The sequence below is a fragment of the Kitasatospora sp. NPDC004289 genome, assembly GCF_053602875.1.
Genome location: NZ_JBSGEL010000010.1, coordinates 52,171 through 64,969 on the forward strand (window position 1 = coordinate 52,171; position 12,799 = coordinate 64,969).

At 74.5% G+C, this 12,799-nt stretch carries 12 protein-coding genes; 6 read left to right on the plus strand and 6 right to left on the minus strand.

The annotated features are described in order from the left end of the window. The first annotated feature begins 147 nt into the window (after positions 1-147). Together ACWEPF_RS09350 and ACWEPF_RS09355 are read left to right on the plus strand one after the other, a co-directional pair. Positions 148-1,026 carry a glycerophosphodiester phosphodiesterase gene (locus tag ACWEPF_RS09350; protein WP_452172082.1) on the plus strand — a complete coding sequence of 293 codons (879 nt, stop codon included), beginning with the start codon at positions 148-150 and terminating at the stop codon, positions 1,024-1,026. A gap of 28 nt (positions 1,027-1,054) precedes the next feature. After that, positions 1,055-2,434 (plus strand): phospholipase D-like domain-containing protein, encoded by a 1,380-nt coding sequence (locus ACWEPF_RS09355; RefSeq protein ID WP_452172083.1) that lies wholly within the window; start codon positions 1,055-1,057, stop codon positions 2,432-2,434. Here the strand turns inward: ACWEPF_RS09355 and ACWEPF_RS09360 are convergent. Genes ACWEPF_RS09360 through ACWEPF_RS09370 form a run of 3 tightly spaced genes read right to left on the minus strand, consistent with a single transcriptional unit; the run spans position 2,431 to position 4,438 of the window. Continuing rightward, the gene (locus tag ACWEPF_RS09360) at positions 2,431-3,300 is read right to left on the minus strand and encodes an alpha/beta fold hydrolase (protein ID WP_452172084.1); all 870 of its coding nucleotides are present in this window, start codon (positions 3,298-3,300) and stop codon (positions 2,431-2,433) included. The genes ACWEPF_RS09355 and ACWEPF_RS09360 overlap by 4 nt on opposite strands. Beyond that, positions 3,297-4,226: a GNAT family N-acetyltransferase gene (locus ACWEPF_RS09365; RefSeq protein WP_452172085.1), complete on the minus strand. Its 930-nt coding sequence runs from the start codon at positions 4,224-4,226 to the stop codon at positions 3,297-3,299. Before ACWEPF_RS09365 ends, ACWEPF_RS09360 begins: the two co-directional genes overlap by 4 nt. Positions 4,227-4,261: 35 nt before the next feature. Continuing rightward, a complete protein-coding gene (locus ACWEPF_RS09370) occupies positions 4,262-4,438 on the minus strand; it encodes a hypothetical protein (protein ID WP_452172086.1) in 177 nt (58 codons plus the stop codon). A 129-nt stretch (positions 4,439-4,567) separates the two neighbouring features. Between ACWEPF_RS09370 and ACWEPF_RS09375 the strand changes: the two genes are divergently transcribed. Beyond that, complete coding sequence (locus ACWEPF_RS09375) at positions 4,568-4,996, plus strand: DUF6221 family protein (protein ID WP_452172087.1); 429 nt, start codon at positions 4,568-4,570, stop codon at positions 4,994-4,996. Between the two features lie 67 nt (positions 4,997-5,063). Here ACWEPF_RS09375 and ACWEPF_RS09380 read toward each other — a convergent pair whose 3' ends face one another. Genes ACWEPF_RS09380 through ureA form a run of 3 tightly spaced genes read right to left on the minus strand, consistent with a single transcriptional unit; the run spans position 5,064 to position 8,619 of the window. Further along, positions 5,064-6,107: an agmatine deiminase family protein gene (locus tag ACWEPF_RS09380; RefSeq protein WP_452172088.1), complete on the minus strand. Its 1,044-nt coding sequence runs from the start codon at positions 6,105-6,107 to the stop codon at positions 5,064-5,066. Between the two features lie 45 nt (positions 6,108-6,152). Then, on the minus strand, positions 6,153-7,853 hold the full coding sequence (locus ACWEPF_RS09385) for an urease subunit alpha (protein WP_452172089.1): 1,701 nt from the start codon (positions 7,851-7,853) through the stop codon (positions 6,153-6,155). Between the two features lie 55 nt (positions 7,854-7,908). Next, on the minus strand, positions 7,909-8,619 hold the full coding sequence (ureA, locus tag ACWEPF_RS09390) for an urease subunit gamma (protein WP_452172090.1): 711 nt from the start codon (positions 8,617-8,619) through the stop codon (positions 7,909-7,911). 239 nt (positions 8,620-8,858) lie between these two features. Here ureA and ACWEPF_RS09395 point away from each other — a divergent pair, with 239 nt between their 5' ends. From ACWEPF_RS09395 to ACWEPF_RS09405, 3 genes are all read left to right on the plus strand, one after another. Continuing rightward, a complete protein-coding gene (locus tag ACWEPF_RS09395) occupies positions 8,859-9,323 on the plus strand; it encodes a MarR family winged helix-turn-helix transcriptional regulator (protein ID WP_452172091.1) in 465 nt (154 codons plus the stop codon). Positions 9,324-9,547: 224 nt separating this feature from the next. Further along, positions 9,548-10,063: an ATP-binding protein gene (locus ACWEPF_RS09400; RefSeq protein ID WP_452172178.1), complete on the plus strand. Its 516-nt coding sequence runs from the start codon at positions 9,548-9,550 to the stop codon at positions 10,061-10,063. A 364-nt stretch (positions 10,064-10,427) separates the two neighbouring features. Continuing rightward, positions 10,428-12,662, plus strand: coding sequence for a SpoIIE family protein phosphatase (locus tag ACWEPF_RS09405; RefSeq protein ID WP_345289320.1), 2,235 nt, complete (start codon positions 10,428-10,430; stop codon positions 12,660-12,662). Positions 12,663-12,799: the final 137 nt, after the last annotated feature.

The following is a 12,799-nucleotide window of genomic DNA, read 5'->3' on the forward strand; positions in this document are numbered from 1 at the left end:
CGTCCCGCGGGCTGCCGGGAGCGGGCCGCCCGGCGGCCCGCCGTGGGCGTGCACGCCGGGGTGAGCGCGCCGTCGGCGCTCACCCGTTCGTCTGATTGTCCGCCGGTTCCCGGGCCGAGGAGGCCCTGACGGGTCATCACTGGACGCATGGGACGAACCGGTACCGTGCTCCTCACCTCGCTGCTCGCGCTCGCGGCAGCCCTGCCGATCTCCTCCGACGTGGTGCCGGCGGCCACCACGGGGGCGGGGGAGCGGGCCACCACCTGCTCCCGGGTCCCCGTGGTGGGGCACCGCGGCGCCCCCACCGTCGCGGCCGAGAACACCATGGCCTCCTTCGAGGCCGCCCTCCGGGAGGGTGCCGACTGGCTGGAGACGGACGTCCTGGTCAGCAGGGACGGCGTCCCCGTGCTGATGCACGACCCGACCGTCGACCGGGTCACCGGCGGCACCGGCCACGGCGCCGTCGCCGACCTGCGGATCGCCGAACTGGACCGGCTGCGCGTCACGGTGGGGCCCGGCGGCCCCCAGCCGATCCCGCACCTCACCGAGCTGCTGGACCGGCTGCACGGCACCGGGGTCCGGCTGCTGCTGGAGATCAAGGACGTCGGCAGCCCGGCGAACGCCGCCGTGATCGGCCGGCTGGCGGCCGCCGCGACCGCCTCCGGGGTGGAGGTGGAGCTGTACTCCTTCCACCCCCAGCACCTGCGGGCCGCCCACGCCGCCGCGCCGGACCTCCCGGTCACCCTGCTCCAGGCCTCCTGGTACGCCCGCGACCCGGAGGGGCTGCCGCTGTACGCCGTCTCGCTGGAGCAGGTGCTCGCCACCCCCGAACGGATCCGGGCCGAGCACGCCGCCGGACGCCGGGTCTACGTGTGGACGGTCGACGAGCCGGACGGCTGGGGCCGGCTGGCCGGGCGCGGGGCGGACGCGGTGATCACCGACACCCCCGGGGCCGCCCGTTCCCGGCTGGACGACGGCTGCCCGCGCGGCGGCCACCGCTGGCGGAGCCTGACGGTGCGTCAGTGAGCCGCGGGCTGGTCTAGAGTGGCCCGCCATGATCACCGAGAGACTGACCCTCAGGGCGCTCGGCGCCACGGCGCCGAAGGCCCGGCGGCTGCTGCCCGCGCTGCTCTGCGGCCTCCTGCTGGCCACCGCCGTCCCGACCGCCGCGGTCGCCGAGCCGACCACCTACGTGACCACCGGACCGGTCTTCAACAACCCGAAGGCGCCCGACACCGCGGGCCAGAACGCGATACTCGGCCACCTCGGCCGGCTCACCGGCGGGGCGCTGCCCGGCTCCACCGTCCGGATCTCGATCTACTCGCTGCGCTCCGACTGGTACGCGGGCAAGCTGGCCGAGGCGCACCGCAACGGCGTCAACGTCCAGGTCCTGGTGGACCACACCAGCATCGAGGCCGACAGCTCCGGGGCGACGCCCGGCCTGAAGGTGAAGAACACCCTGGACGCCGCGTTCGCCGAGACCGCACCCGCCGGGAAGACCTACGGCACCTCCTGGATCCGGGTCTGCGCGCCGGACCAGGCCTGCCTGGCGAAGAACGCCGAGCAGTACGCGCCGTTCAGCAACAACCACAACAAGTTCTTCCTGTTCTCCCGCACCACCGGCAGCGGCTCGCCCACCCTGGGCGTCCCGCTGGACGACGTGACCGTGCAGTCCTCGGGGAACCTCACCGTCTGGGACCTCAAGTACGGCTGGAACGACGCCATGACGGTGGTCGGCAACGCCGAGCTGCACGCCGCCTACCGCACCTACTTCGAGAAGCTGACGGCCTCTCAGGCCGCCCCGGACGGCTCGCTCCAGACCAAGGACTACCCCGTCGAGGTGCAGGCCGGGGCGGCCCGGGCCTACTTCTTCCCGCGGGCCACCTCCGACCCGATCGTGGACCTCCTCAACACGGTGGACGACCCGATCGGCACCGCCCCGGTCTGCTACGGCAACACCAAGACCGCGGAGAACCCCGAGGGCCGCACCGTCATCCGGATCGCCCAGCACCAGATCTCCCGCGCGGCCGTCGCGCAGAAGCTCTGGGAGCTGGCCGAGGCCGGCTGCTACGTGGACGTCGTGTACCGCCTGCTCAACGACTGGGACGCCCCCGGCCCGCAGCGCGACATCGGCTTCTGGCTGACCCGCTCCACCAAGAACGGCAAGATCTCGCTGCACCGCCTCAACAACGACACCCGTGGCGGCTCCGCCACCCACACCAAGTACCTGCTGGTGGAGGGCGGTTACCAGGGCCAGGCCGACCAGAAGCTCGTCTTCACCGGCAGTCACCCCTACACCAACATGGGCCTCACCGAGACCGACGAGGCCCTGCTGAAGTACCAGGACGCGGCCGTCCACGACGCCTACCTGAAGAACTTCCGCGACCAGCGCGCCGCCGCGGTCGCCGAGGACGCGCTCGGCGGCGTGGCCTAGCCGGAGGTCTCGCCCGGAGCGGCGGCGGGTCCGCCGTCCCGGGCGAGGAAGTCCAGCAGTCGGCCGTCGAGCGCGCTCGGGTCGGCGGTCGGGATCGCGTGGTGCGACAGGCCGGGCAGCAACGCGACCTCCGCGTGCGGCAGTTGACGGCGGGCCCGGGCGGCGAGGGCGGCCGCGTCGTGGGTGCGGCTGCGTTCGGCGAACAGCACCAGGGTGGGGACGGCCGGGCCGGGTGGGCGGGTGGTGCGGCCGCTGACCGGGCGGCCGACCCTGGGTGCGGTGGCGCCGAGCACGTAGAGATCGGCCCAGGCCGGGTCGGGAGCCGAACTACCGGTCTCCCAGCGGAGGTAGTCGCGGACCCGGGCCTCGGTCGGGCGCAGCAGCAGGGGCAGCGCGCGCAGCAGGTAGCCGGGGCGGAAGCCGCCGAACACCTGGGTCGGGTCGAGCAGGGCCAGCCTCGTCACCCGTTGCGGGGCGTGCCGTGCGAAGGTGACGGCCAGCCAGGCGCCGTAGGAGTGGCCGCAGACGGCGGTGGCGGAGAGCCCGAGGCCGTCCAGGACGGAGCCGAGCCAGGCGGTCAGGTCGGCGGGGCGGCGCAGCGGCCGGCCCGCGCGGACGCTGCGTCCGACGTCGCCGAGGATGTCCACGGCGTAGAGCCGGTGGTGCGCACCGAGCGCCGGTGCGTTGGCGTACCAGACGGTGCCGGTGGCTCCGCCGCCGTGCAGCAGGAGGAGCGGGGCGCCGTCCGGCGGGCCGTACGCGTGCACCCGGGTCGGCCCGTACGGGGTGGGGACGGTCAGTTCGGCCGTGCCGGCGGGCCAGCGGGCGAGCAGGGCGTCGTAGGCGGCGGCGAAGCGTTCGGTCACGGTCCCTCCGGGGTGTGGCTGATCTCCTTGCGGTGGACGGTGGAGCTGTGGCGGACCCGCATGCCGACGTGCAGGTAGAGGTCGAGGGCGCCGGTCTCGGAGTGGGTGCCGAGGGTGGTGGTGGGGCGGCCCGCCCGGGTGAAGGCCTGGAAGGTGGCGGCCAGCAGGTGGCGGGCCAGGCCGCGGCGGCGGTGGGCCGGGTGGACGGCCAGCTGTTCGATCCAACCCTCGTCCGGCTCGGGGGAGTCGAGGGAGACGGTGGCGCCGGTGAGATGGCCGCCGGTGAAGGCGAGCAGGGTGGCGGCCGGGGCGAAGGACGGGTGGGCGAGGGTGTGGGCGGCCCACTCGTGGTAGCCGTGGCGGCGCTGCTGCCACTCGTCGAAGGCGTCCTGGACCAGGGCGTGGAGCGCCGGGCCGTCACCCTCCCGGTACGGGCGGACGGTGGTGCCGGGCGGTGCGGGCGGGAGGTCCGCGAGGGACGCGGTGTGCTCCAACAGCCATTCGGTGACCCGGGGTCGGTACCCGCGCGAGCGGACCAGGGAGACGGCCGCGGCGTCGGCGTCCGGCACGACCTGGGTGATCTGCTCCCCGCCGGCCGCCCTGGCCCGGGCCTCGGCCCAGTCGAGCAGTGCCGCCCCGAGCCCGAGCCCCCGGTGCTCCGGATGCACCCGCACCACGGAACGCCGGTCCACCCAGGCCCAGCCCGCCACCGCCCCGGCCGTCTCCCGCACCACGACGGTGTCCAGCTCGGCGACCAGCCCCGGCCGTGCCAGGTCGGCCGTCACCTGCCCGGCGCCGTGGCCGGCCCTGCCGTACAACTCCTGTTCGCAGCGGGCCAGGAGGGCCTCGACCGCGGGTACGTCCTCGGGGCGGACCGGGTGGCTCCGGTACCCGGCGGGCAGCAGCGGTTCGACGTGTCCCGACATGCCGTCAGCCTAACCGGCGCAGGGTGGAGGGGAGTTCAGTCCCCGACGTAGATCTGCTGCTGCGGGTCGAGGTGCTCGGCGACCGGGGTGGTGTAGTTGGCGTAGGGGGTCGCGCCGCTGAGGACGTGGGCCACCGAGGCGGAGGTGGCGTCGGTGAGGCAGGCCGCCATGGCGATGGCGGCCGCTGCTGCGGCCATGGCGCGGATGTTCATCGGGACCCCCGTGATCCTTCCAACCCGACCGCACCGGCCGGGCTGGTGATCTTCGCAGGCCGACGTCCCGCGGCACAAGGGTGGTCCGAAACGGCCTGCGGTTGTGTCAGGTCAGGGGATGATGTCCGCATGACCGAGGACCTGCCCGCCTTCCTGCGGGCCCGCTTCGCCGAGGACCGGCAGGCCGCCCTGGAGGCGCACCCGCAGGCGGCCTCGGGGTGGTGGGCGGCCGACGCCGCGACGCCGGTCGAGCGGTACCTGGCCCGCTGGAGGCCCTCGCGGGTGCTGGCCGAGACCGCCGCCAAGCAGCAGCTGCTGGAGCTCGCCAACGCGGAGTGCGCACCCGCCTGCCGGGTGGAGCACGCCTTCGACGCCGGGTGCGGCCTGCGGTGGATGGGGCCGCTGCACGTCGAGGAGGACGGCGGCCGCTGGCTCCGGGACGACACCGGGGCCCGGTTCGCGCCGCCCCCGGTGACCTCGCCGCAGACGCTGCGCCTGCTCGCGCTCCCGTACGCGGACCACCCGGGTTACCGGTGGGAGTGGGCCCCGGGGCTCTGAGCTTCGAACGGCCGAGGGCCGCCCGGCACGTGGTGCGCCGGACGGCCCTCGTTGCCCTGACGGAGCGTCAGGCCTTGGGCTGCTGCTGGGTGATGCAGTGGATGCCGCCGCCGTTGGCGAAGATCTCGCGGGCGTCGACCAGCTCGACCGTGCGGCCCGGGTAGGCCTCGGCGAGCAGCGCGGCGGCGACCTGGTCGCGCGGGTCGTCGAAGGCGCAGAGGACGACGGCGCCGTTGGCGACGTAGTGGTTGATGTAGGAGTAGTCGACCGGCTCGCCCTCCTCGTCCAGCAGGACGGTGGGGGCGGGGAGTTCGACGACCTCCAGCTGCCGGCCCTGGGCGTCGGTGGAGGCGCGCAGGATGGCGACCAGCTCCTGGCAGACCTCGTGGTCCGGGTGGGCGGGGTCGGGCTGGACGTGGGCGACGACCACGCCGGGGCGGACGAAGGAGGCGACGATGTCGATGTGGCCCCGGGTGCCGAACTCGTCGTAGTCGCGGGTGAGTCCGCGCGGCAGCCAGACCGCCTTGGTGGTGCCGAGGTGGGCGTGCAGCTCGGCCTCGACCTGCTCCCTGGTCCAGTCGGAGTTGCGGCCCTCGCCGAGCTGGACGGTGTCGGTCACCAGCACGGTGCCCTCGCCGTCCACGTGGATGCCGCCGCCCTCGTTGATCAGGCGGGAGGCGAAGCGCTGCACCTCGGTGAGCTTGGTGATCTCCTCGGCGATGTGCTGGTCGTTGTCCCAGCGGGCCCAGGACTGCGCGCCCCAGCCGTTGAACACCCAGTCGGTGGCCGCGAGTTCACCGGAGCCGTTGATCAGGAAGGTGGGGCCGATGTCCCGCATCCAGGCGTCGTCCAGCGGGCGCTCGACCAGCTCGACCGAGGCGTCGACGTAGCGGCGGGCGGCGTCCAGCTCCCCGGTGTTGACGATCATCGTGACCGGCTCGTACCGGACGATGGTGTTGGCGACCCGGGCCCAGGCCTCCCGCGCGTTGTGCAGGTGGTCGGGGGTGTCGAAGGTCGGGTTGTCGGTGGGGAAGGCCATCCAGGTGCGGTCGTGCGGGTGCCATTCGGCGGGCATCCGGAAGCCGAGCTGGGCGGGGGTGGCGGCGGTCATGGGTGTGAAGTCCTCGATGGGTGAAGGGTGTTGGACGGGGGTTGGTCAGAGGAAGTAGAGGCGGCTGAGCGAGACGGAGTCGGCCGGGGCCGAGCGGAGCGGTTCGCCGTCGAGCGTGACCAGGCCGGTGGTGGCCTCGACCTGGACGGTGCCGGTGCGGGCGTTGCGGACCATGTCGGCGGGGCCGATGCCCCGGGTGCCGCGGACGGCGACCCGGCGGCGCCGGGTGGGCATGGCGTCCCCGTTCTCGACGGCGGCCCGGGCCACGAAGGCCACCGAGAGGTCGGCGGCGGTGGCCCCGTGGGCGCCGAACTGGGGGCCCAGGACCAGGGGTTCGCAGCGGTCGGTGGAGGCGTTGGGGTCGCCGGTGACGCCGTAGGCGGGGAAGCCGGACTTCAGCACCAGCTGCGGTTTGGCGCCGAAGTGGTCCGGGCGCCAGAGCACGATGTCGGCGAGCTTGCCCACCTCGATCGAGCCGACCTCGTGGGAGAGGCCGTGCGCGATGGCGGGGTTGATGGTGAGCTTGGCGACGTAGCGGAGCACCCGCTCGTTGTCGTCGCCGGCCTCGGTGGTGCCGAACCCGCCGTCCAGCGGCCCGAGTTCGAGCTTCATCTTGCCGGCCATGGCGAAGGTGCGGCGCACCGTCTCGCCCGCCCGGCCCATGCCCTGGGCGTCGGAGGAGGTGATGCCGATGACGCCCAGGTCGTGCAGCACGTCCTCGGCGCCCATGGTGCCGGCCCGGATCCGGTCGCGGGCCATGGCGGCGTCGCCGGGGAGGTCGACCTTGAGGTCGTGGGCGGAGACGATCATGCCGAAGTGCTCGCCCAGGGCGTCCCGGCCGAACGGGAGGGTCGGGTTGGTGGAGGAGCCGATGACGTTGGGGACGCCGGCCATCTTGAGCACGTTGGGGACGTGTCCGCCGCCGCACCCCTCGATGTGGAAGGCGTGGATGGTACGGCCGTCCAGCACCCGCAGGGTGTCCTCGACCGAGAGGCACTCGTTGAGGCCGTCGGTGTGCAGGGCGACCTGGACGTCGTGCTCCTCGGCGACCCGCAGCGCGGTGTCGAGCGCGCGGGTGTGGGCGCCCATGTCCTCGTGCACCTTGAAGCCCGAGGCACCGCCCTCGGCCAGTGCCTCGACCAGCGGGGCCGGGTCGGAGGACGAACCGCGGCCCAGGAAGCCGATGTTGACCGGCCAGGCGTCGAAGGCGTTGAAGGCGTGGCGCAGGGCCCAGGGGGAGTTGACGCCGACGCCCCAGACCGGGCCGAACTCCTGCCCGATGACCGTGGTGACGCCGGAGGCGAGCGAGGCCTCCATGATCCGGGGCGAGAGCAGGTGGACGTGGGTGTCGATCGCGCCGGCGGTGGCGATCAGGCCCTCCCCGGAGACGATCGTGGTGCCGGTGCCGACCACCACCTCGACGCCGTCCAGGGTGTCCGGGTTGCCGGCCCGGCCGATCGCGGCGATCCGGCCGCCGATCAGGCCGATCGAGGTCTTGCGGATCCCGAGGACCGCGTCGATCACCAGCACGTTGGAGATGACGACGTCACAGGTGTCGCGCACGGCGGCGGGCTTGAGGTGCAGGCCGTCGCGGGCGGTCTTGCCGAAGCCGGCCAGGAACTCGTCACCGGGGGCCTGCGAGTCGGACTCCACCCGGACGATCAGCCCGGAGTCGCCGAGCCGGATCCGGTCGCCGGCCCGGGGGCCGTGCACGGAGACGTAGTCGTGCGGGGTGATGGCGGTCATCGGCCGGCCTCCTGGAGCGGGGCAGGGGCAGAGGCAGGGGCGAGCTCGGGCGCGGTCACGAGTCCAGCTCCGCGTCGTCGAAGCCGGTCAGGTAGCCGGTGGCCCGGGCCTTGGCGAGCGCGGCCTCGCGGGCGCCGGGGGCGTCCAGCGGGCCGTCCACCAGGCCGGCGAAGCCGATCGCCACCCGGGCCCCGCCGATCGGCACCAGGCCGACCTCGACGGTGGCGCCCGGGTCGAAGCGGACCGAGGAGCCGGCCGGTACGGCGAGGTGGGTGCCGTAGGCGGCGGAGCGGTCGAAGGCGAGCCGCGGGTTGGCCTCGAAGAAGTGGAAGTGCGAGGTGACCGAGATCGGCACGTCCGAGGTGTTGTGCACTGGGAGCAGCAGGGTCTCCTCGATCGGGTCGTACCCCTCGCCGCTGCCCAGCAGCACACCGCCGGGGGCCTCGTCGCCGAGCGAACCGGTGCCCCGGAAGGGGGCGTTGACCACGGCGAGGCGGGTGCCGTCGTCGAAGACCGCCTCCACCTGGACCACCGTCACCACGTCGGCCACGCCGGGCAGCACGTCCGCGGCGGAGAGCACGGTGCGGCCGGCCTCGACGGCCTCGGCCAGCCGGCGGCCGTCCCGGGCCGCCTCGCAGACGGCGTCGGCGATCAGGGCGGTGGCCTCGGGGACGTTCAGCTTCACGCCCCGGGCCCGCCGGGCGCGGGCGAGTTCGGCGGCCGTGAAGATCAGCAGCCGGTCCCGCTCGGTGGGGGTCAGTCGCACGGTGCCTCGCTCTCCTCGCCGTGGCGGCGGCCGCTCAACTTAGAACGCCGTTCAAACTCTCTGTCCGGCCATTGAACCCGGACGGCGCCGCCGTGTCCAGCCTTGTCCGTTCCGGGGTGTTCTGCGCGCCGGGCGTCGCAATCGTGTGGCGGATGCTTGCGGGAGGGCCGGACACCGCGGGTGGCGCGGGTCGATACTGGGGCCGTCCGTGCACAGCCCAGTGAATGGAGCCCCGGCTGATGAGTGCCGCCACCGACCCCGCCGTCCTGCTGGCCGGACCGAAGGGGGCGCGGCTCCGCCTCGGCCCCGCGATCAGGCAGGCTGAGCAGAGCGTGACGGCAGCCAAGGTGGAGGCGCTGCGGGGCCTCGGTCTGACCGTGCCGCAGTACGCCGTGCTGCTCCAGCTCGCCGAGCGGACCGAGCGCTCCGGAGCCCAGCTCGCCCGGGGCGCCGCCGTCACCCCGCAGACCATGGCCGGTGTGCTGGCCAATCTGGAGGCCAAAGGCCTGATCGAGCGTCAGCAGTCCGAGGTGCACGGCAAGGTGATGCTGGCCCGGCTGACCGAGGCCGGGGAGGGCCTGCTCGCCGAGGCCGACGACCGCGCGGTGGGGGTGGAGGCCGCGCTCTGGTCGGCCTTCGCCCCCGAGGAGCGCGAGCAGCTGTGCGCCCTGCTGCGGCGGGCGGCGACCGCCCTGCGCCCGTAGCGGTCCACCGGCAGGGGGCCGGTCGCGGTCCAAACCTCCCGGCAGCCCCGGAAAGGATCATTCGGAGCCCCCTGAGCCCCGCTTCACCACAGGTGACCGTCCGCACACTGTTGCGTGTCCCCGCCAGTGGGCATGAGGATGGTCGTCGGTATCGGGACAGTCCGCCAGCGGGGGACGCGACGCGGCCAACTGTCCGTGAGAAGGGCTGTGGGGGGCGTTACGTGATGGAAGGCAAGGCCAGGTTCCCGCGTCAGCGGACGGCTTCGAGCAGCACGGCGGCCGGCGGGGACTCCGTCCGCGCCAGGGGCCACGACCAGCACACCCACGAGGGGCGGACGCCGCAGGAGCCGGGCTGCGCCCTGCACCGCAGGCTGCACGCGGCGCTCAGCCCGGCCGACCTGACCGGAGTCGGCGCCGTCCGCCGCCGGCTGCGGGCCGCCCTCGACCTCTGGGGCGTCCCCGAACTCGCCGACACGGCGGAGCTGTTGACCTCCGAGCTGGTGACCAACGCGCTGCTGCACACCGAGCGCGGCGCGGTGCTGGACGCGGTGCTCAGCCCCGAGCACCGGCTGCGGATCGAGGTCCAGGACGGCACCACCCGGCTCCCGGGCCGCCGGATCGCGAGCGAGACCGCCACCTCCGGGCGCGGCCTGCAGCTGGTCGAGGCGCTGGCCGACGACTGGGGTGTCCAGCTGCGCGGTGACGGCAAGGTCACCTGGTTCGAGCTCGGCGCCGCCTGAGCGGTTCCGCTCCGCCCCTCCCGCCCCCTCCCGGCCGACCCCGCGACCGTCCCCCGTGCATATGCCGCGTCACCGCCCGGTCACGAAATGCACCCGGCTCATTGCCCGCACCGCCGTCCTGTGCTCATCTGGTCCTGGCCTTTCGGGTACGTCCCGCGCGTGCGGCCGGCCCCGTCACCCGAAAGCCCGCTGGTGAGGCGGTACTAGTAATCTTTCGGCAGGATAGTGAGAATGTGTGCCCGGGAAGGCAGCGGGGAGATCCGAGCCTCGACTGACCGCCCTCGACCCGTGCACCGCCCACCCACTCGGCACACGGCTGTCACGGTCCGCCCGGACCGGACGGCACGGCAGCGGCAGGAGAAAAATGGCGACTGAGCCCGAGTCCGCGGGGCCCGCACGCCGCACCCCGCCTGCCCAGTCGGCCCGCGGCACGGCCGGCCACGGCCGGTCGGCGGTCAACGCGCTGCGCCCCGCCGCCGCCGGCAGCGGGCTGGCGGCCGGCCGGATCGCCCCGGTGGTCCCGCGCGGCCTGCCCACCAGGACGGGCGACTCCACCCCCGACTGGCTCGAACCCGCGATGGCCGCCAACGGCATCGGCTCCTTCGACTGGGACATCCGCCGCGACGTGCTGGAGGGCGACCCGCGCGCCTGCGCCATCCTCGGCCTCGACCCGGGCCGCTTCGACCGCAGCGCGGCCTCCTTCCTGGCGATGCTGCACCCCGAGGACGCCCCGGTGGTCCGCCGCCGGGTCGAGCGGGCCGTCGCCGAGCTCGGCCAGTGCGGTGCCTACTACCGCACCGTCTTCCCCGGCGGCGAGCTGCACGCCGCCCGCTTCCGCGGCCGGGTGCTGGCCGACGCCTTCGGGCGGCCGTCCCGGATGGTCGGCTTCGTCTGGGACGCCACCGTCGAGCTGCACAAGCGCGAGCGCGCCGGGGCGATGGCCGCGCTGCGCGAGGAGCGCTCGCGGTTCATCAAGGAGGCGGCCCGGGCGCTCTCCGAGGCCGTCACCGTCCGGGACGTGGCGCGGGTCTTCACCGAGCTGCCGCTGCCCGGCCTGCCGCCGGACGGCCTGATCCTGGCCTCGCTGGAGGCCGGCCGGTTCCAGGTGCTCGGCGCCAGCGGCTACCGCGACGGCGACCTGCGCCAGTACGACCGCGCGCCCGTCCCGCCCGGCCACCCGGCCGCCGAGGCGATCCGCAACCGCGCCCCGGTCTTCATCTCCAGCCGCGAGGAGTACCGCGAGCGCTACCCGGACGCCTACCCGCAGATGGCCGAGAACGGCCAGCGCAGCGCCTGGGCCTTCCTGCCGCTGGTGGCCAGCGGCCGGGTGACGGGCGTCTGCGTGGTCGGCTTCGACGACGACCGCGAGCTGGACGCCGACGAGCGCACCCTGCTCTCCACCCTGGGCGGTCTGGTCGCCCAGTCACTGGCCCGGGCCCGGCTGCACGACGCCGAGCACGAGCTGGCGGCCGGCCTGCAGCGGGTGATGCTGCCGCGCACCGTGCCCTCGGTCTCCGGCGTGACCACCGCCGTCCGCTACCTGGCGGCCGGCTCCGGCCTGCAGATCGGCGGCGACTGGTACGACGTGGTGCCGCTGCCCGGCGGCCACGTCGGCCTGGTGATCGGCGACGTGCAGGGCCACGACGTGCACGCGGCGGGGATCATGGGCCAGCTGCGGATCGCGCTGCGCGCCTACGCGGCCGAGGGCCACCCGCCCGCCGCCGTGATGGCCCGGGCCTCCCGCTTCCTGGCCGACCTGGACACCGACCACTTCGCCACCTGCACCTACGCCGAGGTGAACGTGGACTACGGCGTGGTCTACGCCGTCCGGGCCGGCCACCTCGACCCGGTGGTCCGCCGGGCCGACGGCACCGCCACCGCCGTCCCGGTGGCCGGCGGACTGCCGCTCGGCGTCTCCCCGGACGAGGAGTACCGGGTCACCCGGTTCTCGCTGGACCCGGGGGAGACGGTGGTGCTCTGCACCGACGGCCTGGTCGAGGCCCGCGACATGGACCTGGACACCGGTTACGCCCGGCTCTGCGACACCGTCGCCCGCGAGCTGCCCGGCCGGGGCGAGGGCCCGCGCGACCCGCTGGACGAACTGGCCGACCGGATCGCCTCGCTGGCCGCCGACTCGACCGAGCGCGAGGACGACATAGCGCTGCTGTTGCTCCGCTGGGACGGCCCGGCGGGCGGGCTGGCCGCGCAGCAGCTGCGCCGCCGGATCGGCCAGGCCGACCTGGCCCGGATCTCCGAGCTGCGCGGCGAGCTGCGGGACGCGCTGCGCCGCTGGGGCGTGGCGGAGCTGGTGGACTCGGCCGAGCTGCTCGCCTCCGAGCTGGTCACCAACGCGATCCGGCACACCGACCGGGACGCCATGTTCACCGCCCGGCTCTACCGGGAGGGCTCCGGGGAGGGCCGGGCCCGGCTGCGGGTCGAGGTGGAGGACGAGTCCGACCTCTGGCCGACCAGGCGCACCCCGGGCGAACAGGCCTCCTCCGGGCGCGGCCTGATGCTGGTGGAGGCGCTGGCCGACGCCTGGGGCGTGGAGCCGCGCGGCAGCGGCAAGCGGATGTGGTTCGAACTCTCCGCCGACTGAACCGGACGGACCGTCAGGCGGCGGCCGCGGGAGGACCGGGCCGTGGCCTGATCGGTCCGGTCAAGGGTTGCGCCGGGGGCGTGGGGGGCCAACCACGCGCCGCTACCCGACGCCACCAAGGAGACAGCCCCTAGCCG

Coding starts and splice junctions, on each gene's coding strand:
- ACWEPF_RS09350 (WP_452172082.1), top strand. CDS start 148: ATGGGACGAACCGGTACCGTGCTCCTCACCTCGCTGCTCGCGCTCGCG.
- ACWEPF_RS09355 (WP_452172083.1), top strand. CDS start 1,055: ATGATCACCGAGAGACTGACCCTCAGGGCGCTCGGCGCCACGGCGCCG.
- ACWEPF_RS09365 (WP_452172085.1), bottom strand. CDS start 4,226: ATGTCGGGACACGTCGAACCGCTGCTGCCCGCCGGGTACCGGAGCCAC.
- ACWEPF_RS09370 (WP_452172086.1), bottom strand. CDS start 4,438: ATGAACATCCGCGCCATGGCCGCAGCAGCGGCCGCCATCGCCATGGCG.
- ACWEPF_RS09375 (WP_452172087.1), top strand. CDS start 4,568: ATGACCGAGGACCTGCCCGCCTTCCTGCGGGCCCGCTTCGCCGAGGAC.
- ACWEPF_RS09380 (WP_452172088.1), bottom strand. CDS start 6,107: ATGACCGCCGCCACCCCCGCCCAGCTCGGCTTCCGGATGCCCGCCGAA.
- ACWEPF_RS09385 (WP_452172089.1), bottom strand. CDS start 7,853: ATGACCGCCATCACCCCGCACGACTACGTCTCCGTGCACGGCCCCCGG.
- ACWEPF_RS09395 (WP_452172091.1), top strand. CDS start 8,859: ATGAGTGCCGCCACCGACCCCGCCGTCCTGCTGGCCGGACCGAAGGGG.
- ACWEPF_RS09400 (WP_452172178.1), top strand. CDS start 9,548: ATGGAAGGCAAGGCCAGGTTCCCGCGTCAGCGGACGGCTTCGAGCAGC.
- ACWEPF_RS09405 (WP_345289320.1), top strand. CDS start 10,428: ATGGCGACTGAGCCCGAGTCCGCGGGGCCCGCACGCCGCACCCCGCCT.